The 22,188-nt window shown below is 70.9% G+C and carries 20 protein-coding genes; 11 read left to right on the top strand and 9 right to left on the bottom strand.

Going from position 1 to position 22,188, the window contains the following annotated elements; translation table 11 throughout:
- Window positions 1-533: 533 nt before the first annotated feature.
- Both AQJ54_RS38980 and glxA read left to right on the top strand, forming a co-directional pair.
- Window positions 534-2,543 (top strand): glycosyltransferase family 2 protein, encoded by a 2,010-nt coding sequence (locus tag AQJ54_RS38980; RefSeq protein ID WP_062245821.1) that lies wholly within the window; start codon window positions 534-536, stop codon window positions 2,541-2,543.
- Window positions 2,540-4,477 carry a radical copper oxidase GlxA gene (gene glxA / locus AQJ54_RS38975; protein ID WP_062031227.1) on the top strand — a complete coding sequence of 646 codons (1,938 nt, stop codon included), beginning with the start codon at window positions 2,540-2,542 and terminating at the stop codon, window positions 4,475-4,477. Before AQJ54_RS38980 ends, glxA begins: the two co-directional genes overlap by 4 nt.
- Window positions 4,478-4,590: 113 nt before the next feature.
- Here the strand turns inward: glxA and AQJ54_RS38970 are convergent, their stop codons facing one another.
- Window positions 4,591-5,652: a glycoside hydrolase family 6 protein gene (locus AQJ54_RS38970; protein ID WP_062245819.1), complete on the bottom strand. Its 1,062-nt coding sequence runs from the start codon at window positions 5,650-5,652 to the stop codon at window positions 4,591-4,593.
- Between the two features lie 165 nt (window positions 5,653-5,817).
- Between AQJ54_RS38970 and AQJ54_RS38965 the strand changes: the two genes are divergently transcribed.
- Window positions 5,818-6,681: a GAF and ANTAR domain-containing protein gene (locus AQJ54_RS38965; RefSeq protein WP_248845524.1), complete on the top strand. Its 864-nt coding sequence runs from the start codon at window positions 5,818-5,820 to the stop codon at window positions 6,679-6,681.
- A gap of 251 nt (window positions 6,682-6,932) precedes the next feature.
- Here AQJ54_RS38965 and AQJ54_RS38960 read toward each other — a convergent pair whose 3' ends face one another.
- Window positions 6,933-7,643 (bottom strand): class F sortase, encoded by a 711-nt coding sequence (locus AQJ54_RS38960; RefSeq protein WP_062245817.1) that lies wholly within the window; start codon window positions 7,641-7,643, stop codon window positions 6,933-6,935.
- A gap of 6 nt (window positions 7,644-7,649) precedes the next feature.
- A complete protein-coding gene (locus AQJ54_RS38955; protein ID WP_062031240.1) occupies window positions 7,650-8,195 on the bottom strand; it encodes a hypothetical protein in 546 nt (181 codons plus the stop codon).
- A gap of 235 nt (window positions 8,196-8,430) precedes the next feature.
- Between AQJ54_RS38955 and AQJ54_RS38950 the strand changes: the two genes are divergently transcribed.
- Complete coding sequence (locus tag AQJ54_RS38950; RefSeq protein ID WP_062031243.1) at window positions 8,431-9,210, top strand: HAD-IIA family hydrolase; 780 nt, start codon at window positions 8,431-8,433, stop codon at window positions 9,208-9,210.
- A gap of 101 nt (window positions 9,211-9,311) precedes the next feature.
- Here the strand turns inward: AQJ54_RS38950 and AQJ54_RS38945 are convergent, their stop codons facing one another.
- Both AQJ54_RS38945 and AQJ54_RS44285 read right to left on the bottom strand, forming a co-directional pair.
- On the bottom strand, window positions 9,312-10,028 hold the full coding sequence (locus AQJ54_RS38945) for a hypothetical protein (RefSeq protein WP_062245816.1): 717 nt from the start codon (window positions 10,026-10,028) through the stop codon (window positions 9,312-9,314).
- Window positions 10,029-10,127: 99 nt separating this feature from the next.
- Window positions 10,128-11,660: an ROK family transcriptional regulator gene (locus tag AQJ54_RS44285; protein ID WP_211278630.1), complete on the bottom strand. Its 1,533-nt coding sequence runs from the start codon at window positions 11,658-11,660 to the stop codon at window positions 10,128-10,130.
- 141 nt (window positions 11,661-11,801) lie between these two features.
- Between AQJ54_RS44285 and AQJ54_RS38935 the strand changes: the two genes are divergently transcribed.
- The 3 genes from AQJ54_RS38935 (at window position 11,802) to AQJ54_RS38925 (ending at window position 14,307) form a co-directional block, all read left to right on the top strand.
- On the top strand, window positions 11,802-12,875 hold the full coding sequence (locus tag AQJ54_RS38935) for a Gfo/Idh/MocA family protein (RefSeq protein WP_062245814.1): 1,074 nt from the start codon (window positions 11,802-11,804) through the stop codon (window positions 12,873-12,875).
- Window positions 12,872-13,381, top strand: coding sequence for a heme-degrading domain-containing protein (locus AQJ54_RS38930; RefSeq protein WP_062245812.1), 510 nt, complete (start codon window positions 12,872-12,874; stop codon window positions 13,379-13,381). Before AQJ54_RS38935 ends, AQJ54_RS38930 begins: the two co-directional genes overlap by 4 nt.
- Window positions 13,382-13,449: 68 nt before the next feature.
- Entirely contained in the window at window positions 13,450-14,307 is an 858-nt protein-coding gene (locus AQJ54_RS38925) for an LLM class F420-dependent oxidoreductase (RefSeq protein WP_062245810.1), read from the top strand.
- A gap of 97 nt (window positions 14,308-14,404) precedes the next feature.
- On the opposite strand, the gene AQJ54_RS38920 is transcribed toward AQJ54_RS38925, so the two are convergent.
- The 4 genes from AQJ54_RS38920 to AQJ54_RS38905 all read right to left on the bottom strand — a co-directional run bounded on the left by AQJ54_RS38920 (window position 14,405) and on the right by AQJ54_RS38905 (window position 17,846).
- The gene (locus AQJ54_RS38920) at window positions 14,405-15,262 is read right to left on the bottom strand and encodes a fumarylacetoacetate hydrolase family protein (RefSeq protein ID WP_062031255.1); all 858 of its coding nucleotides are present in this window, start codon (window positions 15,260-15,262) and stop codon (window positions 14,405-14,407) included.
- Between the two features lie 151 nt (window positions 15,263-15,413).
- The gene (locus tag AQJ54_RS38915; protein ID WP_062245808.1) at window positions 15,414-16,127 is read right to left on the bottom strand and encodes a YidC/Oxa1 family membrane protein insertase; all 714 of its coding nucleotides are present in this window, start codon (window positions 16,125-16,127) and stop codon (window positions 15,414-15,416) included.
- Window positions 16,128-16,216: 89 nt separating this feature from the next.
- Window positions 16,217-16,528 carry a DUF6412 domain-containing protein gene (locus AQJ54_RS38910; RefSeq protein ID WP_062245806.1) on the bottom strand — a complete coding sequence of 104 codons (312 nt, stop codon included), beginning with the start codon at window positions 16,526-16,528 and terminating at the stop codon, window positions 16,217-16,219.
- Window positions 16,529-17,057: 529 nt separating this feature from the next.
- Window positions 17,058-17,846 (bottom strand): class E sortase, encoded by a 789-nt coding sequence (locus AQJ54_RS38905; RefSeq protein WP_062245804.1) that lies wholly within the window; start codon window positions 17,844-17,846, stop codon window positions 17,058-17,060.
- Window positions 17,847-18,096: 250 nt separating this feature from the next.
- Between AQJ54_RS38905 and AQJ54_RS38900 the strand changes: the two genes are divergently transcribed.
- The 4 genes from AQJ54_RS38900 (at window position 18,097) to AQJ54_RS38885 (ending at window position 21,796) form a co-directional block, all read left to right on the top strand.
- Complete coding sequence (locus tag AQJ54_RS38900) at window positions 18,097-19,569, top strand: glycoside hydrolase (protein WP_062245803.1); 1,473 nt, start codon at window positions 18,097-18,099, stop codon at window positions 19,567-19,569.
- 95 nt (window positions 19,570-19,664) lie between these two features.
- A complete protein-coding gene (locus AQJ54_RS38895; protein ID WP_062031264.1) occupies window positions 19,665-20,675 on the top strand; it encodes an SEC-C domain-containing protein in 1,011 nt (336 codons plus the stop codon).
- A gap of 126 nt (window positions 20,676-20,801) precedes the next feature.
- The gene (locus AQJ54_RS38890) at window positions 20,802-21,386 is read left to right on the top strand and encodes a dihydrofolate reductase family protein (protein ID WP_062245881.1); all 585 of its coding nucleotides are present in this window, start codon (window positions 20,802-20,804) and stop codon (window positions 21,384-21,386) included.
- A complete protein-coding gene (locus AQJ54_RS38885; protein ID WP_062245794.1) occupies window positions 21,383-21,796 on the top strand; it encodes a VOC family protein in 414 nt (137 codons plus the stop codon). Before AQJ54_RS38890 ends, AQJ54_RS38885 begins: the two co-directional genes overlap by 4 nt.
- The last annotated feature ends 392 nt before the right edge of the window (window positions 21,797-22,188 follow it).

Raw genomic sequence — 22,188 nt, 5'->3', positions numbered from 1 at the left:
GGCGCACGCGTGATCGAAGGCCCTCCGTGGAAACGGGGGGCCTTCGGCGTTGCCGGAGTCTCGCGTCAACGCGCACGTGCGATCGAAGGCCCTCCGTGAAAGCGAGCCCCCTCGTCGAGGCGCACGCGTATTCGATGATTCCTCTTGGTGTGGGGGTCCCGGCGGGCGGTTTCTCAAAGCGTGGGTCTTCTTGTGCGACAGGCGCAACAATGAACACGTATGACCGGTAAACACCGCGTTTCGCATCTTGCGATCATGATGAGCACCGTAGAACCCTGGTTTTCAAGATGCTGCGTATACGCGGCAGTTGGGGGGCAAGGAGACGGTTGCCAGAGTTGCGGGGAAAGGGGCCCCGCTGCTGAGGATGCCGGAGGGGGCGTCTGCAACCGGAAGGCCGCTTTCACATGTCTGACATGGTGAGGATTGTGGTGACTGCGGCCCACCACTGATACGGCTGTGAAGGTCGAGGGGGACCGGACCAGCCGTAAGGAAACGACAACACGCGGCCGCGTCCGCGTGTGGGGGGATGACTCATGACGTCGACGCCGACGGGCGCCCGGCAGAACTTCGACCCGTCCGAAACCACACAGTTCAGGCTGCCTTCGCATCGGACCGGCACGCTGCGCCGCACGGAGAGGACGCTTCCGAAGTACGACTACGAGCACTACAGCAGACTGGCAGGTCCTCTCACCCAGCCCGACCCGGACAAGCCCTACAAGGTCCAGTACCGCTCGCTGATCTCACAGGAGCCGCACCGCATCAGAGTCGCCCTGATGCTCGCCGCGGCCCCGCTGCTCTCCCTGGTCCTGCTGGCCTGGCTGCTCCAGCCCGAGCACTGGACCGAGCGTGACTACCCGGCCTTCTCGTGGCTGCCGGCCCTGGACATCGTCATGCTGGTCTCGATCGGCCTGATCGAGTTCTTCCGCTGCATGAACGTCCTGTCCAACGCGCACGCCACCCTCGTCGCCCGGGACCCGATCCCCGTGGTGCCCGAGACCGGTACCAGAGTCGCCTTCCTCACCTCCTTCGTGCCCGGCAAGGAGCCGCTGGAGATGGTGACGAAGACCCTGGAAGCCGCAGTCAGGATCCGCCACCGGGGCCTCATGCACGTCTGGCTCCTGGACGAGGGCGACGACCCGGCAGTCAAGGAGGTCTGCGCGCGCCTCGGTGTGCACCACTTCTCCCGCAAGGGCGTCGAGAAGTGGAACCAGCCCAAGGGGGCACACCGGGCGAAGACCAAGCACGGCAACTACAACGCCTGGCTGGACGCGCACGGCGACGAGTACGACTTCTTCGCCTCGGTGGACACCGACCACGTGCCGCTGCCCAACTACCTGGAGCGGATGCTCGGCTTCTTCCGCGACCCGGACGTCGGCTTCGTGATCGGCCCGCAGGTCTACGGCAACTACGACAACTTCGTCACCAAGGCCGCCGAGTCCCAGCAGTTCCTCTTCCACGCCCTGATCCAGCGGGCCGGCAACAAGTACGGCTCCCCCATGTTCGTGGGCACCTCCAACGCCGTACGGATCAGCGCGCTCAAGCAGATCGGCGGGCTCTACGACTCGATCACCGAGGACATGGCGACCGGGTTCGAGATGCACCGCCACAAGAACCCGGCCACCGGGAGGAAATGGCGCTCGGTCTACACGCCGGACGTCCTCGCCGTCGGCGAGGGACCCAGCGCCTGGACCGACTTCTTCACCCAGCAGATGCGCTGGTCGCGAGGGACGTACGAGACGATCCTCAAGCAGTACTGGAAGGGCTGGTACTCGCTGCCGCCGACCAAGCTCTTCAACTACACGATGATGATCATCTTCTACCCGATGTCCGCCCTCAACTGGATCCTCGCGGCCCTGAGCTGCGCGCTGTTCCTGGGCCTGGGCGCCTCGGGTGTGAACATCGACCCGACCGTGTGGCTGATGCTCTACGGCAACGCCTCCGCGCTCCAGATCGGCCTGTACATCTGGAACCGCCGCCACAACGTCTCCCCGCACGAGCCCGAGGGCTCCGGCGGAGTCGCGGGCATGGTGATGTCGGCGCTGTCCGCCCCGCTGTACGCGAAGGCGCTGGTCGACGCGGTGCTGCGGCGCAAGAGCAAGTTCGTGGTCACGCCCAAGGGCGACTCGGCCAGCCCCGACCGGTGGTTCGGCACCTTCCGCTACCACTGGTACTTCATCGCGATCTTCGGCGGCTCGATCGGCGTCGGCGTCGCCCTGGGGCACTCGCACCCCGCGATGATCATCTGGGCCACCTTCGCCATGCTGATCACGGCGACACCGATCCTCACCTGGCGGCACATGCTGCGGCAGACCCGCAAAAAGTCCGCCGGAGCACCACCGCAGACGGTGGTCCCGGCCCAACTGCCGGCACACGCCGAGGCGCGGACGCCGTACCACCAGCCGCAACCGCAGCCACAGACGGCTGCCGCCGCCCCGCACGCCCCGGCGCAGAAGCCGAGCTGGGCGGAGACGCACACGCAGGACGAGGGCAAGGACCAGACGATGCAGATCGCCCTCGGTGGATTCGGGGGACGTAAGGAATGAACGACCGTGCAGGCCGCCGCCGCGCCCGTCGACTCGCGATCGGCACGGCGGTGGTGCTGGCGCTGGCCGGGATGAACGGCCCGTGGCTGTACCGCTTCGGGACGGCGAAATACCACCAGTACCAAATCAACAAGCCCGAGTACAAAGCCGCGAACGGCAAGTGGGAGATCGTCCGGTTCCCGAAGGAGTACCGGCAGAACACCATCCACGCGGCGCTGCTGCGCACCGGGAAGGTGCTGCTGGTGGCGGGGTCCGGCAACAACCAGGACAACTTCGACGCGAAGAGGTTCGACACCCGGATCTGGGACCCGGTCAAGGGCACGATCAAGAAGGTGCCGACGCCGAGCGACCTGTTCTGCACCGGGCACACCCAGCTCGCGAACGGCAATCTGCTGATCGCCGGTGGCACCAAGCGGTACGAGAAGCTCAAGGGGGACGTGACGAAGGCCGGCGGCCTGATGATCGTCCACAACGAGAACCCGGACAAGCCGATCACCCTGCCGGCGGGCACCACCTTCACCGGCAAGGAGGGCGGCAAGACCTTCGTCTCCAAGGACCCGGTCGTCGTCGAGCGGGCCACGAAGGTCTTCGACAAGAAGACCGGGAAGTTCCTGCGCAACGACCCGGGGCTCGGGCGGATCTACGTCGAGGCGCAGAAGAGCGGGCGCAAGTACGAGACCGGCACCCAGGACAACTACCGGATCCGCGGGCTGACCGGGGCGGACGCGCGCAACACCTACGGCATCGCGCAGAAGCTGGCCCTCGACAAGAAGGACTTCCAGGGGATCCGGGACGCCTTCGAGTTCGACCCGGTCGCCGAGAAGTACATCAAGGTCGACCCGATGAAGGAGGCCCGCTGGTACCCGACGCTCACCACCCTGAGCGACGGGAAGATCCTCAGCGTCTCCGGGCTCGACGACATCGGTCAGCTGGTGCCGGGCAAGAACGAGGTCTTCGACCCGAAGACCAAGAAGTGGACGTACACGCCGAAGATCCGGCAGTTCCCGACCTACCCCGCGCTGTTCCTCATGCAGAACGGCAAGATCTTCTACTCGGGGTCGAACGCGGGGTACGGGCCGGACAACGTGGGGCGTGACCCCGGGATCTGGGACGTGGCCAGCAACAGGTTCACGAAGATCCCGGGACTCAGCGACGCCAAGGAGATGGAGACCTCCGGCACGGTTCTGCTGCCTCCGGCCCAGGACGAGAAGTTCATGGTGATCGGCGGGGGCGGGGTCGGTGAGTCCGCGCAGTCCAGCAACCGGACGCGGATCGTCGATCTGAAGGCGGACAGCCCGCGCTTCGTCGACGGGCCGACGCTGGAGAAGGGGACGCGGTATCCGCAGGCGTCGATCCTTCCCGACGACAGCGTGCTGGTGTCCGGGGGCTCGGAGGACTACCGCGGGCGCGGGAACTCCAACATCCTCCAGGCGCGGCTGTACCACCCGGACACGAACACGTTCGAGTCGGTGGCCGATCCCCTCGTGGGGCGGAACTACCACTCCGGGTCGCTGCTGCTGCCGGACGGGCGGGTGATGTTCTTCGGGTCCGACTCCTTGTACGGGGACGCGGCGAACACGAAGCCGGGGGTGTTCGAGCAGCGGATCGAGATCTACACGCCGCCTTATCTGTACCGGGATTCACGTCCTTCGCTGTCCGGGGGGCCGCAGACGATCGCGCGGGGCGCGTCCGGGACGTTCACCTCTCCGCAGGCTTCTGTGATCAAGAAGGTGCGGTTGATCCGGCCCAGTGCGTCTACTCATGTGACGGATGTGGATCAGCGGTCCATCGAGATGAAGTTCACCGTGTCGGGGGACCAGGTGAAGGTGACGATGCCTCAGAACAAGAACCTGGTGCAGTCGGGGTGGTACATGCTGTTCGTCGACGATGATCAGGGGACGCCCAGCAAGGCACAGTGGGTCCGCGTGCCATAAGCCGGGCCCAAAGACGCTCCCGCACCTATGACTTCGGGTGCGGGAGCGTTCGTGGCTGGTCGCGCCCACGCGGCGGAGCCGCAAATCGATACAGCCCCGCGCCCCTGAGTGGGCTAACCTCGCGCCAATTTCAAGGCATAGTCGGGCCACCACTCCCCCGCCTTCGGGCCGCCCTTGCATTCGCCGTCCGACTCTCCTGGGCGCTTGACCCACAAGTAGGCGTCCACGAGCGGGTCCGCTGTCTTTATTGTCGGCGTCTCCCCCAACGCCCTGCCCGGGGGGTTGCACCAACGCTCCTTCTCGGCGCCGGACTTGTACGGGCCGTTGCCGTTGCGGCTGGTGTCGATGACGAAGTGCTTGTTGCCGACCTTCGCGGAGAGCTGCCTGCCGTAGGCGATGGAGTCCTCGGTGGAGTAGAAGTTGGAGACGTTCACCGAGAAGCCGTCGGCCTCGGCGATGCCCGCCCGGTTGAGGGGCTCGTAGATCTGGTCGGGGTGGCCCCAGCCCGCGTTGCCCGCGTCCAGGTAGACCTTCGTGTTCTTCAGGGACTTGAGCTTCTCGACGGCGCCGCTGAGGAGGTTGTAGCGCTCCTCGTGGAACTCGTCCTTCGTGCAGCCGTCGACCAGGTGCAGTACGGCGTCCGGTTCGAGGATCACCGTGGCCGCGCGGTCGCCGATGCCCGCCGCCACGCCGTCGATCCAGGCCCGGTAGGCGTCGCCGTCGGCGGCACCGCCCTGGGAGTACTGGCCGCAGTCGCGGTGCGGGATGTTGTAGAGGACCAGCAGGGCCCTGCGGCCCGCCTTGTCCGCGGCCTCGGTGAAGCCGCGGGCCTCCTGCTCGGGTTGCTCCACGCCGATCCACTCGCCGGTGGGCTGCTGGGCGATCTTGCGGATCTGCCCGGCCTCGGCGTCCTTGCCGCTCTTCTCGTACGCGGCGACCTGCCGGGCCGCGTTGCCGTCCGGGTTGACCCAGAACGGGTCGGCCTCCTTGGGCTGCTGGGTGATGCCCGCACCGGGCTTGTCGCCTTCGTCCCCCTCGTTCCCGCCGTCCGACGTGGAACACGCGGCCAGCAGCAGTGCCGCCCCCAGCACCGCCGCACAGGCCCCTGCGCGGGTCGCCGTCCTGGCCCCGGCCGTGGTGGCCCCGGCCGTCCTGGCCCGCCTGCTGACGTACATCCAATTCCCCCCTGGGTGCACTGTGGCAAGTCTCAATCGTGACACATCGGACGCGCCGCCCACGAGGTCGTCCGAGCCTTGTCCAGGAGCTGTTACAGCGCCGGGAGGGCCGGGTAGGTGCGCGCCTGTACGGGGGCGCTCGTCGGTGAAGGGGAGTGCTCAGCGATGCGGTACGCCACCAGGGAGTTCCGGCCGGCCTCGGCGCTGGTGGAGGCGGCGGACACCCTCGCCGAGGACTTCGACGCGACGCGCCATCTGCAACGGGTCTCCGATCACTGTGTGGAACTGCTGAACGCGCGGGCGGCCGGGGTGATGCTGATCGACGGGGGCCGGCCGGTGTCGCCGGCCGCGAGCAGCCGGTACGAGCGGCTGGGGCTCGACCTGCTGGAGACGCAGCTCGGCGGCGGGCCGTGTCTGGAGAGTTACGGCTCCGGCAGGCCCGTCCCGCCGGTCTCCATCCGGGTCGCCCACGCGGCCGCCCGCCGGCCCGGCTTCACCGAACGGGCGCTCCGGCACGACATCCTGACCACCATCGCCGTCCCCCTGCGCCGCCGCGACCAACTGCTCGGCGCGCTCAACGTGTCCGTGCCGACGCCACCGTCGCGCCACGTGGCCACCCCTCCCGGACTCGAGGTGGCCCAGGTCCTCGCCGACGCCGCCGCGCTCGGCCTCCAGAACCGCCGCGCCTACACCCGATGCCGCACGCTGTCGGGGCAGTTGCAGGAGGCCCTGTCGAGCAGGGTCCGTATCGAGCAGGCCAAGGGCATGCTGGCGGAGCGCTGGGGGGGTGCGCGCCGACCAGGCGTTCGTCGCGCTGCGGCAGTACGCGCGGCGGCGCCGGCTCGCCCTGGACCGGGCGGCGGGCATGGTCATCGAGGGTGCCGCGGCCGACGCCGAACTGCGCCGGGAGATCGACGAAGGCCCCGAGGGACCGGCGTGGAGCCCGGGTCACCAGGGCGTATGACGGAGAGCCAGGAGCCCGGGCCTGCCGTCGACCGGCCCCTAGGCCCGGGCGCACATCCGTTCTAGAGTCTTTCCGTAGCGATTCGGCCCCAGCCCCCGGCCGCAGTCGGCACCCACCGTGTCTCCCAGGCCTCCCGCGCCGTCGCCGGGTTACTCCCGCAGCCCGGGCGCGCGCGGTCGAGGACCGGCCCGGTCGGCGACTTCGGGGGGAGCGGGTTGCCGACCGGGCCAGGTGCGGGCCCGCACCGGCTCCTGGAGTCCCGCATCGGCTCCTGGAGTTTCGCACCGGCTCCTGGAGTCCCGCACGGCTCCTGGACTTAGGGGCCGGTGCCGGTCAGATACGCCGAGACGACCACGTTCGCCGTGTAGCTGCGACTGGTCCGGTCGAAGGTGCCGCCGCAGGTGATCAGGCGCAGTTCGGCACGGCCCGGTTCGCGGGGGCCGTAGGCCCGGTGGGCGTCGAAGTCGTCCCGGGTGATGACCTGGACGTCGTCGACGGTGAACTCGGCGACGCGGCCGTCGTCCCGGACCACCCGGACCGTCTCACCGGGCTTGAGGGCGCTGATCTTGTAGAAGACGGCGGGCCGGGTCTCGGTGTCGACGTGCCCCACCATCAGGGCGGTCCCGGCGGCTCCCGGTTTCACCCCGGCCGCGTACCAGCCGACGACCCCGGGCTGGTCGAAGGGCGGCGGTTCGAGGGCGCCCCGCGCGTCGAGGCCGCGGGCCACCACCGGTGCCTGCACGCCCAGGTCCGGGATGTCCACGCGCTGGGGCCGCGCTCCCTTCAGGGGCTTCACGGCGGGCGGCAGGTCGGCGGATCCGGGCGGGCGGCCGATCCCGGCCACGTCACCGGCGGTGGGCGCGGTCAGACCGTGCGGTACGTCGGTCAGCTCGCGCCCCCACAGCCACAGCCCGAGCAGCAGCACCGCCCAGGCCACACCGGTCAGCAGCCGACCGGAGCCGGAACCGCGGTCCCGCCCGGGGGCGTCGCCCTGGTCGGCGAAGCGTTCGGTGCGTCGGTCGGACATCGCCTGTCAGTCCGTCCTGCGGCTCCGGCGGGTGCTCCGCAGCACGACGGCCACCCCCGCGACCCCGGCGAGCACCAGCCCGGTCACCGCGTGCCCGGTGCCGGGGCCGGTGGCGCGGGGCTGCATGGCGGAGAGATGGGTGGCGCTCCAGCCGCCGCCCGCGTCGACGGGGGCGGCGGGGGACGCCGGTGCCGTGGCCGAGGGGGCGGTGGTGGCCCCTTTCGCCGCTACGACCGTGATGCGGCCCTTCACCACGAAGTCGACGCAGGTGATCTTCACGTCGTAGGCGCCGGGCTTGATCGAGGAGCGGACCCGGGTCTCGCCGGCGAGGCTGCCGCCGGACCCCGTCAGCCGGGCGTCGGCGACGAACGCGGCCGAGGCGGCGGTCGCCGTCTTCCCCGCGCAGCCCTTCACCCGCAGGGTGAGGTCGGCGCCGGGGGCGGGGGTCGAAGGGGTGACCGAGACGCTGCCGCCGTCCGCCGCGTACGCCACGGGGGTGAGGGCGGCGACGGCCAGGGCCGTGCCACAGAGAGTGAGTCTTACGGAACCCATCGTGAACCTCCAGATGTCTGGAGCGTCCCGCGGGGCGGGCGGGCCCGCATCCCGGGGTGGCCGGTCACTGCTCCGGATGGGGGACGTCCGGCGCCTCGGAGCAGGGAAAACGGGGTATCCGGGACGGTCGTGAGGTGACCGGAGGCCGAGACGCCGAAGCACGCTCGTTGCCGTGGCGGAGGGGCTGCATAGCATGGTCGTCCCACACGTTCACCGCACGCAGGAGTCCCCACCCATGACAGAGCGCAAGCCCATCGAATCGTGGCTCACCGACATGGACGGGGTGCTGATGCACGAGGGCGTCCCGGTGCCGGGCGCGGACGCCTTCATCAAGAAGCTGCGGGACTCGGGTCGGCCGTTCCTGGTGCTGACGAACAACTCGATCTACACCGCGCGTGATCTGCACGCCCGGCTGAGCCGGATCGGCCTCGACGTGCCGACGGAGAACATCTGGACCTCCGCCCTGGCCACCGCCACCTTCCTGGACAACCAGCACCCCGGCGGGACCGCGTACGTGATCGGGGAGGCGGGGCTGACCACGGCCCTGCACGACACCGGGTACGTCCTCACCGATTCCGACCCCGACTTCGTGATCCTCGGGGAGACCCGGACGTACTCCTTCGAGGCGCTGACCAAGGCCATCCGGCTGATCAACGACGGGGCCCGGTTCATCGCCACCAACCCCGACAACACCGGGCCCTCCCCCGAGGGCGCGCTTCCGGCGACCGGGTCCGTGGCCGCGCTGATCACCAAGGCGACCGGCAAGGAGCCGTACTTCATCGGCAAGCCCAACCCGCTGATGATGCGGACCGCGCTGAACACCATCGGCGCGCACTCGGAGACCAGCGCGATGATCGGCGACCGGATGGACACGGACGTCCTGGCCGGTCTGGAGGCGGGCATGGAGACCTTCCTCGTGCTGACCGGGCTGACGGGTAAGGGCGACATCGACCGCTACCCGTACCGGCCGACGAAGGTCGTGGACTCCATCGCGGACCTGGTCGACCGCGTCTGACCGCCGCGCCGGCGGTCATCGGCGCGGCTGTGTTCACCGGCGTCTGCGGGTCACCGGCGTCTGCGGGTCACCGGCGTCTGCGGGTCACCGACGTCTGCGGGTCACCGGCGTCTGCGGGTCAGCAGGATCGCGCCGCCGGTGGCCAGGAGAGCCACGGTGGCGGCGAGGGCGACGCCGGTGACGGAGCCCAGGCCGGTGCGGGCGAGTTCGTCGGCGAAGGGGAGCCGGGCGTCGCCGGTCGCGGTGCCGGTCCCGGGGGTCTCGGCGGCGCCGGGTTCGCTCTCGACGCCGAAGCGGTAGTCGTTGGACTGGCCCACCCAGTCGCCGTCGTCGTCGTGGCGCTGGACTACGGCCGCGTTGACGGTGACGTCGTTGGGGGCGGTGTCGGCGGTGAGGGCCAGGCGGATCCGCACCGTGAGGGTCTTGCCGGGGGCGACGGTGAAGCCGGGGAAGCCGTCGTCGAAGGCACCGACGAGTTCCTCGGCGTCAGTCTTCTCGAAGCGGACCGGGTGGGCGCGCTCGCCGTCGTAGAACTCCAACTGGGGCTGTGCGGGTCGGAGGGCGCGGCGGTCGTCGACGAGGACGACGACCGGGTGGATGTCGCTCCAGGTGCGGGCGGTGGTGTTGGTGAGGTCCAGGTACCAGGTGCCGAAGCCGCCGCCGGCCACGTAGGTGTGGGGACCGCCGTGGACACGGGTGGTGATCGGGAAGTCGCCGCGGCCGGATCCGGGGTCCGCGGGTGCGGGAGGCGTGGGCAGGAGGAGGGCGGCTGCCGCCGCGAGACCAAGGTGGGCGGAAGTGGACAGTCGCATGAACACATGACCATGCCGGACGGGATCGCCGGTACGCGGCACCATTCCGGCGGGTGCCCTCGAACGGTCCCCGCAGACCGCCCGATCGGCCGACCGGGTCCGCCCTCAGGCGTCCGCCCGGCCGAAGAGGGGGGCCAGGACCAGTTGGGCCGCGCCCTCGGCGATGTCGCCGGGCACGGTCCGTACGGGGACCGGCGGCTCGCCCGCGCGCCGGGCACGCTCGTCGAGGACGGCTCCGACGCCCCGTAGGAACATCTCGGGCGCGCCGGTGACGGTACGGCCGCCCAGCAGGACCAGGTCGATGTCGAGCAGGGCGACGAGGTTGCCGGCCGCGATGCCGAGGACGCGGGCCGCTTCGGCGAGGTCGCCGCGGGACACCGCCGTGAGGCAGAGCGCCTCGACGCAGCCGCGGTCGCCGCAGTCGCAGGGCGGGCCGTCGAGCTGGACGACCTGGTGCCCGAACTCCCCGGCCGCGGTCCTCGCACCCCGCCGCACGACTCCGTCGATCACGAGTCCTGCGCCGAGGCCGGTACCGAGATGCAGATACGCGAACGAGCCCCGCTCCCCTGCGACGGCGAGCCCCAGCGCCGCGGCGTTGGTGTCCTTGTCCACGGCCACCGGCACCCGGAGCCGCTCCCCGAGCGCGTCCCGCAGCGGAAACCCGTCCCACTCGGCGAATCCGGTGACCCGATGCAGCACGCCTCGGGTGTGATCGAGGGGCCCGGGGAGGGCTACGCCGACTCCGAGGAGAGGGGGTGGGGGGAAGGGGGTGGCTGCGGTGGGGGGTGCGGGGGTGGCGCCGGGGGCCTGAGCGGGTGGCCCGGCGGCGACGCCGGGGGGTGGAAGGGGTGACCCGGCGGTGGCCCCGGGGGGTGGAAGGGGTGACCCGGCGGTGGCCCCGGGGGGTGGAGCGGGGTAGGTGGGCGGTGCGGCTTCGGGGGCGGGGTCCGTACGGCGCGACGGGGTGGACCTGTCCCATACGGTCGGCGAGTTCACCGGCGTCCAACCCGTGCGGCCGGACACGTCGGCATCCGCACCCGGCCCAGCGACCACCGCGTCCGCACCCGGCCCAGCCGTTACCGCATCCGCACCATGCCGAGCCGCCATCGCATCCGTACCCGGCCTAGCCGCATCCGCACCCGGCCCCGCCGCCACCGCATCCGCATCCGCATCCGTACCGGAACGCCCCCCACCGCCCCGCGCCCACCCGTCCACCAGTGCCTCCACCTCCCCCGCGACCGCCGCGACCACCGCCTCCGCGCCCGCACCGAGGTCCACGTCGGTGTACCGCTCCCCCACGACCGTGCCCGCGAGGTTCACCAGCACCAGGCGCAGGGCGTCACGGTCCAGGTGGACGCCCACCGCGTGGCCCGCCTCCGGCACCAGGCGCAGTACGGTCCGCGGCTTGCCGCCGGTCGAGGCTCGGCGCCCCGCTTCGGCAGCCAGGCCCGCGTCCCGCAACCGCCCGGTGATCTTGCTGACGGCCTGAGGGGTCAGCCCGGTGCGTTCGGCGAGCTCCAGTCGGCTGATCCCCTCGACGCCGGCCCGCCGCAGCAGGTCCAGCACGAGCGCGGTGTTGTGGCTGCGCAGAGCCGGCAGATTGACCCCCGCATCCGCCGCCGCCCGGACCTCGCCCACCTTCCGCGCTTCACCCACCTTCCGCGCCCCCTCACCGGCGACCCGCACCCCACCACCCGTACGCCGTCCGCTCATCCCGTTCACGTGGCCCATTCTCTCCCGCGCTTGCACTTTGGCAACAGCGTTGCGAAAGTGGACGGCATGACTGCTGCTGACCTCCGCGTGGGCCTCGTCGGCTACGGCCTCGCGGGTTCCGTCTTCCATGCCCCGCTGATCGCCGCCACCGAGGGCCTCGTTCTCGACACGGTGGTCACCTCGAACCCCGAGCGGCAGGAACAGGCCCGCGCCGAGCACCCGGACGTCCGTACCGTCGCCGACACCGACGAGCTCTTCGCCCTCGCCGCCGACCTGGACCTGATCGTCATCGCGTCGCCCAACAGGACGCACGTTCCGCTCGCCACGACCGCCCTGAAGGCCGGTCTGCCCGTCGTGGTCGACAAGCCGATCGCCGGCACGGCGGCCGAGGCCCGCGAGCTCGCCGCCCTCGCCGAGGAGCGCGGCCTGCTGCTCTCCGTCTTCCAGAACCGCCGCTGGGACAACGACTTCCTGACCCTGCGCAAGCTGCTCGACGAGGGCGAACTCGGCGACGTGTGGCGCTTCGAGTCCCGTTTCGAGCGCTGGCGGCCACAGCCCAAGGGCGGCTGGCGGGAGTCCGGCGACCCCGCAGAGATCGGAGGTCTGCTCTACGACCTCGGCAGCCACGTCGTCGACCAGGCGCTCACCCTCTTCGGCCCCGCCGCCACCGTCTACGCCGAGACGGACATCCGCCGCCCGGGCGCCTCGATCGACGACGACACGTTCCTCGCGATCACCCACGCGAGCGGAGTCCGCAGCCACCTCCACGTCTCCGCCACCACCGCCCAACTCGGCCCCCGTTTCCGGGTGCTGGGCTCGAAGGCGGGCTATGTGAAGTACGGCCTGGACCCGCAGGAGGCGGCGCTCAGGGAGGGCGAGCGGCCCGGGACGTCGGCCGAGTGGGGCCGCGAGCCCGAGTCGCTGTGGGGCCGGCTGGGTGCCGGTGAGTCCCCCGTGACCGGCGGCGGCAGCCCCGTCCCCACCCTGCCCGGCGACTACCCGGCTTACTATGCGGCCGTGGCCAGGGCCCTTTCCGAGGGCGGCACCAACCCGGTGACCGCGCTGGAGGCGGCCGCCGCCCTCGACGTACTGGAGGCGGCGCGCCGTTCGGCCCGCGACGGAGTGGCGGTGGAGCTGTGACCCACAACACCGAGCTGACCCCGAAGTTCCACCCGGAACTCACCCCGCCCCTGGAGGAGCTGGAGGCGCAGGAACGGCGCCTGGTCTTCCGGCAGTTCACCTACGAGGACGCGTGGGCGCTGGGCTCGCTCCTGGTCGACATGGCCAGGGAGCGGCAGGCGCCGGTGGCCATCGACATCCACCGCGGCGGCCAGCAGCTCTTCCACGCGGCCCTGCCGGGCTCCACCCCGGACAACGACGCCTGGATCGACCGCAAGCGCCGGGTCGTGGAACGCTACGGTTCCGCCTCCTACCTGGTCGGCGCCCGCTTCCGCGCCAAGGGCAGCACCTTCGAGGAGTCCTCCCGGCTGGACCCCGACGTGTACGCGGCCCACGGCGGCTCCTTCCCGATCACGGTCGAGGGCGTGGGCGTCGTCGGCACGGTCACGGTGTCGGGGCTGCCCCAGCTCCAGGACCACCGTTTCGTCGTGGAGGCGCTGGAGGAGTTCCTGAGCAAGGACCGCTAGCCGAGCGGTCGGCCGAGCGGTCGTCGGAGCGGGGATTATCGCCGGGCTCTCCCACGTTGGCACCTGCCATGAAGGAGACCATCGGAACGTACGGCATCTGGAACGGCGGCGGTCTGCGCGGGGAGGACCCGGCGCTGCGCGGTGAACGCGCGGAGGCCGCCGCCGAGTTGGAGGAGCTCGGCTTCGGCGCGATCTGGCTGGGCGGCAGCAGCTCCGCCGCCAACGCCGCCCCGCTCCTCGAAGCGACCTCCCGGCTGGTCGTCGGCACCAGCGTCCAGAGCATCTGGGACCACGAACCGAAGACCGCCGCCGCGAGCTTCACCGAGCTGAACACCGCCCACCCCGGCCGCTTCGTCCTGGGTCTGGGCGTCAGCCACGCCAAGCTGGCGGAGCAGTACCGCCGTCCGTACTCGGCGCTGGTCGCCTACCTGGACGCCCTGGACGCGGCGGGAGTCCCGGCCGGGGCCCGGGTCCTGGCCGCCCTGGGCCCCAGGACCGTCGAGCTCGCCCGGAACCGTTCGGCCGGCTCCATCCCGTACCTGGTCACCGCGGAGCAGACGGCGAGGTCCCGCGAACTCCTCGGCGAACAGCCCCTGTTGGCCCCGGAGCTGAAGGTGGTGCTGGAGAGCGACCCGACCCGCGCCCGCGCCCTGGCCCGCGACTCCCTGGCCGTCTACCTGGGCCTGCCCAACTACACCAACAACTTCCTCCGCAACGGCTTCACGGAGGACGACCTGAAGGACGGCGGCAGCGACCGTCTGGTCGACGCGGTCTACGCGTGGGGCTCCGAGGACGGGATCCGCGCCCGCATCGACGAGTACCTCGCGGCGGGCGCGGACCATGTGGCGCTCCAGATCGTGGACGGAGGCCCGCGCTACAGCCTTCCGAGGGAGGCCTGGCGCAGGCTCGCATCGCTACTGGGGTGACTGGACCCACCCAGGGGCGCGGGGAACTGCGCGACGAGCCACACACGGCCCGCAGCCGCCGGACTACGCGCAGTCCCCTGTTCTCCCCGCGGGGCGGCTACGCGTCCTTGAACTCCTGTCGCTGACGCCCGAGTCCGGAGATCTCCAGCTCCGTCACGTCCCCCGCCCGCAGGTACGGCTTGGGCTCGGGCTCCCCCATCGCGACCCCCGCCGGCGTACCGGTGTTGATGACGTCACCGGGGTACAGGGTCATGAACTGGCTGACGTACCGCACCACTTCGCCCACGGGGAAGATCTGTTCGGCGGTCGTGCCGTTCTGCTTCAGCTCGCCGTTGACCCACAGCTTCAGCGCGAGATCCTGGGGGTCGCCCACCTCGTCCGCCGTCACCAGCCACGGGCCCAGGGGGTTGAAGGTCTCGCAGTTCTTCCCCTTGTCCCAGGTCCCGCCGCGCTCGATCTGGAACTCCCGCTCGGACACGTCGTGCGAGATCGCGTACCCGGCGACATGGGCGAGCGCCTCCTCCGCGGAGCCCAGGTAGCGGGCCGTACGTCCGATGACGACCGCCAGCTCGACCTCCCAGTCGGTCTTCTCCGACTTCCGGGGCACCAGGACGGTGTCGTACGGCCCGACCACCGTGTCCGCGGCCTTGAAGAAGATCACCGGCTCGGCGGGCGGCTCGGCGCCGGTCTCACGGGCGTGGTCGTGGTAGTTGAGCCCGATGCAGACGATCTTGCCGATGCGCGCGAGCGGCGGCCCGACCCGCAGCCCGGTCGCGTCGAGCTCGGGGAGTTCCCCGGACTCCGCGGCCGCGCGGACCCGGCCGAGTGCCGTGTCGTCGGCGAGCAGCGTCCCGTCGATGTCCTCCACGACCCCGGACAGGTCCCGCAGGACCCCGTCGGCGTCGAGCAGCGCGGGCGTCTCCGTTCCCGCCGTTCCGACTCGCAGCAGCTTCATGATGACTTTCTCCTCGATCGCGGGGCGTCCTCCGACGGGTGCAGCCATCGGATGACTGGTCGATCGTCCAAGGTCGCCGTCCAGTCCGCAATACCCGGTTCACGGACTGGACTGGTCAGGGACTGGGCCGACCAGAGATCCACCGCACCGATCAGCGATAGAGCACCGCCCGCTCCACCGCCGCCCACGTCGAGCTGGTCACCACGTAGAGCGCGGCAGCGAGCGGCACCACCGCCACGGTGAAGAGGGTGAAGAAGGACATGTACGGCATGAGCCGGCTCACCGCGGCGGTACCGGGCACCGGCTGCCCGTCGGTCACCGGCACGACCGGGTTCGCGGCCATCATCCGCTTGGTGCGGCGGTAGTTGAAGGTCGCCACCACGATCACGAACACGAACAGGCAGACGTAGACGAGCCCGGCTCCCCCGAACACCCCGCCGTCCCCGAGCGCGTCCGCCCAGCGCCCGCCGAGCGGCGCGGCGAAGAGTTCGTGGCTCAGCAGCGCGTTGGTGCGGCCGCCGATCGTGGTGTTGGAGAAGAGGTGGTACAGCAGGAAGAACGCCGGCATCTGGAGGAGGCCGGGCAGGCAGCCGGAGAGCGGTGAGACCTTCTCCTCGGCGTGCAGTTCCATTACGGCCTTCTGGAGCTTGTCGGGGCTGTCCTTGTGCTTCTTCCGCAGCTCGGCGATCTTCGGCTGGAGCCTGGTTCGGGCCTTCTGACCGCGGGCGGCGGCGCGGGACAGGGGGTGCACGAGCAGTCGTACGAAAGCGGTGAACAGGACGATCGCGGCGGCGGCCGCGGTGGCGCCGAAGAGGGGGTGGAGCAGGTCGGCCAGGTGCTGGACCAGGTCGGCGAAGACAGACATGGGTGAGCCCTCCGGGGGTCTCGTCGTGCCGGAAGCGGTGAAGGCGGCATGACGACCCGCGCGGGGTGCACTGCTGTGGAGGCGAAGCCCTACGCGGTGGTCGTCCGGAGGGCGTGACCGGGGGCTCGGGGGCGGGGGCGGCCCTTGGCGTCGGGGTCGCGCTGCGGGAGGAAGGCCGTACGGCGGTCCCGGTCGCGGATGGCCGTACGGACCCGGGTGGGCGGCACGGCGGGCGCGCAGCGCGAGGCGAGCAGCGAGCAGGCGGCGAAGGCGGAGCCGGCCGCGGCGGTCGCGGCGAGGGCGACGGCGGCGGAGAGGCTGCCGGTGTCGAGCAGGACGAGGTCGAGGACGAGGAGCAGCAGCACGGCGGCGGGACGGGCTGTCGTCCAGCTGCGGTTCAAGGCGGGACGCGATGTCGTCCAACTGCGGTTCACGACGGGACGCGATGTCGTCCAGCTGCGGTTCACGACGGGACGCGCCACGGTCCAGCTGCGGTGCACGGCGACTCCCCCTCCCCCGGCATGTCCACTGGCGTCTTCCTCGCCGCCGCTCCCGGCGGCACGGATCCTCCTCCGGTTATACCTGATCGACCCGGAGTGGCTCCAAGAGCCTCTTCGGCTTGCGCAGGGCCCAAGCTGACCGGGTTCACGGGGTCGGGGTCGAGGCCGGGCCCCGGAAGCATGAGGGACGTCCTCGACCGGTACGACGGTCGCGCAGGCGGGGCATTCGCCGTACGAGCCGAGTTCGGTACCGCAGTCGGCGTGCTGGAAGACGAGGGGCGCGCTGTCGCCGTGGTGCTCGCGGCCCCGGCCGCTGAGGGCGCGCGGGGTCGGCCACAGGGCGGCGCCCCGGTCGGTGGGGACGTACTCGTCGCGCGGCGGCGACTCCTGGTACCGGCGCTTCTCGCGGATGCCCTCCTCGGTGATCACGTCAACGCGGCTGCGTGGAGACCAAGGTGCCCCACACCACCAGCCGGTACCGGGACGTGTACTCGGGGGTGCACGTGGTGAGGGTGATGAACCGGCCGGGCGTGGTGTAGCCGTAGGAGGGGTGGACCGTCGAGCGCGGGACGGGGCGGATCACTCCCGCGTCGCGGGCCGAGGTCTGGCGCAGGGTCCTGTCGACGGCGTACGTGTAGACCGCGCTCCGGGTCTCGACCCGGACGGTGTCCCCGGGGCTCAGGCGGTTGACGTACCGGAAGGGCTCGCCGTGGGTGTTGCGGTGTCCGGCGAGCGCGAAGTTGCCGACCTGGCCCGGCTGTCCGGTGCCGGGGTAGTGGCCGACGTACCCCTTGTTGAGCACGTCCTGCTTGCCGACCCCCTCGGCGACGGGGACGCGGAGGTGGAGGCGGGGGACGGTGAGGATGGCGTAGGCCTGCGTCCAACTGGGCTGTGAGTGCGTGGAGTTGCCGGATCGGCTCGCGGTGGACCGGTCCTTGCCGGCTCCGGCGCTCCCGTCGCCCGTGGTAGCGCCCTCGCCCATCACCGGATCGTGGGCCGAGCCGAGGCCGTCGCCCTCCTGCCCCCACTGCCGCTCCAGCGCCTCGACCTTCCGCCGGGCGCCCTCCCGGGCCTCGCGGTTGGTCCACCACAGCTGGTGGACGACGAGCAGCATGAGGACGACCCCGACGGTCACCAGGACCTCGCCGCCGGTCCACAGCACGCGGCGGCGCCGCGCGCGTCGGCGGCGGGTTCCGTGGTGCACGATGCGGGACCGCATGCGGCCGCACGATAGGGGCCGCACCTCCAAGTCACCAGAGGCAGGCGGACTGTTGCCGGAGGCAGGCGGACGTACAGGTCCACGGGGCACCGCACGTCCGAGATGCCACACTTCTTCCACCGGTTTTAGAAAGGGATGTCAGAACTCTCGACAACCCCACCGGCCACACCCGATGCTTCGACGTGGCAAGAACGGGACGGGCTACGACGCCGGTGGGACGCCGCGTCGCCCCTCGGAGTTCGGAGTAGCAATGATCCGACGCAGAACGCTGCTGACAGCCGCAGGAGGCACCCTCCTCGGCAGCGCACTGGCCACCGGCACCGCCCGCGCGGACGCCACGATCGCGGTCAGCCCGGGGACGTCGTACGGCACCTGGGAGGGCTGGGGCACCTCCCTGGCCTGGTGGGCCAACGTGTTCGGCGCGCGGGACGACTTCGCCGACCTCTTCTTCACCACCAAGTCCACGACCTACAACGGCACTTCGCTGCCCGGACTCGGCTTGAACATCGCCCGCTACAACCTGGGCGCGTGCAGCTGGAACACGGTCGGCGGCGAGTCGATGGTCGCGTCGGCGAACATCCCCGGCTTCAAGCAGATCGAGGGCTACTGGCAGGACTGGAACAACGAGGACCCGACCTCCTGGGCCTGGAAGTGGACGGCGGACGCCAACCAGCGCGCGATGCTGGTCAAGGCCACCTCGCGCGGGGCCACTTCGGAGCTGTTCGCCAACTCCCCCATGTGGTGGATGTGCCTGAACCACAACCCCTCCGGCGCCTCCGGCGGCGGCAACAACCTCCAGTCCTGGAACTACCGCCAGCACGCCTCCCACCTCGCCTCGGTGGCCCTCTACGCCAAGAACAACTGGGGCGTGAACTTCTCGACGGTCGACGCCTTCAACGAGCCCTCCTCGTCCTGGTGGACGGCGACCGGCACGCAGGAGGGCTGCCACATGGACGCGTCGGTCCAGTCGGCCGTACTGCCGTACCTGCGCAGCGAGTTGAACAACCGCGGCCTGACCGGCGTGAAGATCTCGGCCTCGGACGAGACGAGTTACGACCTCGCCCGCACCACCTGGAACTCCTTCAGCTCGACCACGAAGGGGTACGTCAACCAGGTCAACGTGCACGGCTACCAGGGCGCGGACGGCCGTAGGGACCTGCTCTACACGGACGTGGTGACCACGGCCGGCAAAAAGCTGTGGAACTCCGAGACCGGCGACGGCGACGGCACCGGGTACACCACCGCCTTCAACCTCCTCTACGACTTCCGCTGGCTGCACCCCACGGCCTGGGTCTACTGGCAGGTCATGGACCCGACGGCGGGCTGGGGCGTGATCAAGTACGACGCCGGCACCCTCCAGGCCGGCGCGATCGAGACGAAGTACTACGTGCTGGCCCAGTTCAGCCGGCACATCCGCCCCGGGATGAAGATCCTCGACACGGGGGTGAGCAACGCGGTCGCGGCCTACGACGCCTCGGCCAGGCGCCTGGTCATCGTGGCCCTGAACACCTCGACCTCGGCCCAGACGCTCACCTTCGACCTGTCCCGCTTCACCACGGTGACGGGCGGCTCGGGCGGCCTGGTCCCGCGCTGGAACACGGTGACGACGGGCGGCGACAAGTACGCCTCGTACTCCAACACGTTCCTGAGCGGGAAGTCGGTGGCGGTGCCGTTCGCGGCGAAGGCGGTGCAGACCTTGCAGATCGACGGTGTGACGATCTGAGTCCGGCGTGGTGCGGGCCGGGGTCCTGCGGGTCACCCGGCCCCTGGCCTGCACCTCTCTCTCCTTTGTCACTGATCGGCAGTACGGTGTCCCCCATGCGCCCCGACACGCCTGCCGAGAACGTCGACCACAACGCCGAAGCGGCGCGCCTGGAGCGGACCGCCGACCGGTATCCCGAGGACGCCGAGGCCCTGCTCGTGCAGGCCGCGGCCCACCTGGAACTGGCCGGCGACCGCCCCGCCGCGTCCTCCCTCTACGACCGCCTGCTGGCCGCGCAGGACGGCTTGGAGAACCCGTTCCTGGTCCGCGCCCTGAAGGCCGCGAACCTCTGGGAGTACGGCCATGAGGCCGAGGCCCGCGCGATCATCGAGGGCGTCCGCGCGGCGGCTCCCCGGGACCCGGCGCCCTGGGTGATCGTGGCGGAGGCCCTGGAGTCCCACGACGAGCTGGAGCAGGCGCAGGAGACGTTCACGCAGGGCGCGAGGGTCCTCCTGACGGACGTCGCGGAGCCGCCGTACTCCACGCATCCTTTGTTGTTCGGCCGTCACCGCGTCCGGAGGATGCTCGGCCTGGCCCACGACGACTGGGACACCCTGGCGGACACCCTGCACACCTCCCCGGTCTCCCTGGACGAACTCCACGACCCGAAGCGCGTGTGGTCCCTCGGCTCGGACAACCCGGCGGAACTGGAGGCGGAGATCAGCCGTCTGCGCGCCGAACTCGGCACGTTCCGGGAGGCGTTGTCGCGCCCGTTCCCGGTGGCGGTACTGCACTGGCCGGCGTCCGAACTCTCGGAGCTGCTGGCGGCGTACCCCTCGCTGGAGTCGGAGTACCCCTCCCACGAGGAGCACCTGGCGACGATAGAGGAGTCCCTGCGCGAGCTGTCCTCCTCCGGCACCCCGAACCTGGGCATCGTCTCCGGCACGGTCCCCTCCTACGAGGCGTTCGCCGCGTCGGAGGGCATGTCCCCGGCGGAGACCTCACTCCTCCCCCAGTACGCGACGACGCTGGCGGCGCGAGGCCGCGCGGTGGAGTGGCCGCCGCAGCGGGGGACGGCGTGCTGGTGCGGGTCGGGGCGGGTCTACGGGGAGTGTCACGGCGAGTAGGTCGCCGTGGGGGCGGGCTCCGGAAGCCGCAGGTCGACGCTGACCGATGAATTCGCCCGCCCCTTGAGGTCTTCCCTGTGACACACCTGCCCGGTGTCGCGTCACGGAGAAGAGATGGGGCCCGCGATGAGGAACCCGATCCGGCTGTACATGTCGATGTCGCTCGACGGCTACATCGCGGGCCCGGACGACCGACCGGGCCAGGAGCTCGGACGCGACGGCGGACGCCTGTTCAACTGGCTCGACGACCGGAATTCCGACGGCCCGAGCGGCCAGGTCTACCGCGAGGCGTTGGCGACCGGCGCGCTGATCTCCGGCCGCCGCACCTTCGAACTGGCCCGGCGCTGGCAGGGCGACCACCACGACGGCGTCCCGATCCTCGTCCTCACCCGCCAGGCGGACGAGGGGGACGTGCCACCGGGCCACGCCCGCTTCGTCACGGACGTGGACGACTGCGCCCACCAGGCCCGCATGGCCGCCGGGAACAGGCCGGTCATGGTCCACGGCGCGTCCACGGCCCAGGCGCTGCTGCGCGCAGGGCACCTGGACGAGATGGAGATCCACCTGATTCCCGTCCTGCTCGGGGAGGGCAGACGCCTCTTCGACCACCTGGGCGGTCAGCACATCGAACTCGACCTGGTCCGACGGCTGGACGACAGGGACGTCACACACCTGCGTTACCGGGTCCACCGTTCCGAGGGGTCCGCGTGAAAACACTCTTCGTCTCGTACCGTGTATCCGACCTGGACCGCTCGCTGGCCTTCTACACGGCCTTGGGCTACGTCGAACTGGGCCGGGTGGAAGCCGGCGAGGCAGGCCACCTCGCGATCCTCAGCTTCCCCGACGAACCGGCCGCCTCCCTGGAACTGGTCCACCGCCCGGCCGACGGCCCGGTCGAGCTGGGCACGGGCTTCGACCACTTGGCGATCCAGGTCGACGCCCTGCCCGACGAGCTGGTGCGGCTGGCCGAGGCAGGCTTGAACCCCGGCCCGATCCAACACCCGGGCGGCCCCGACGGCCCCAGAACATCCTGGCTCACGGACCCGGACGGCTACCGAATCGAACTGGTCGAATGGCCACCGGGCCACGCGGCCGGCATCACGGCAGCGGACTTCACCTGACGAGCCAGGCGCCACCACCACCGACCGCCCCGCCCCGAGACTCCCGGCCCTGTACCCGCACCCCCTCCAACGGAGAGCCGCCAACCCGCCCCACACCCGGACAACGACTGCGCACCCGCCCCCCCGGCCCACACCTCAACGCACCGAACCCTCACCCCCTGGGCCACCCCTCCCCCCCGGCCGCCCGCTCGCTTCTCCCCCGTGCCGGAGCGGACTGGGTCAAGGGCCGGCCGAAGGCCGATCGCCGCAGGCGACGCGACCGCAGGGAGCGCCCTTGACGCAGTCCACGGAGGCACGACACTGCAAGGAAGCGGGCGGACCACGGAACTGCTCGACGATCGGCTTTCGCCACAAGGCCTCCAGTTGTCAGTGGCTGCTGTTAGAAAAGATCC

This window comes from Streptomyces griseorubiginosus, assembly GCF_001514195.1.
GTDB classification, from domain to species: Bacteria; Actinomycetota; Actinomycetes; order Streptomycetales; family Streptomycetaceae; genus Streptomyces; species Streptomyces griseorubiginosus.
Note: the sequence above shows the minus strand (reverse complement) of the source record. Positions and strands in the feature narration are given on the sequence as shown.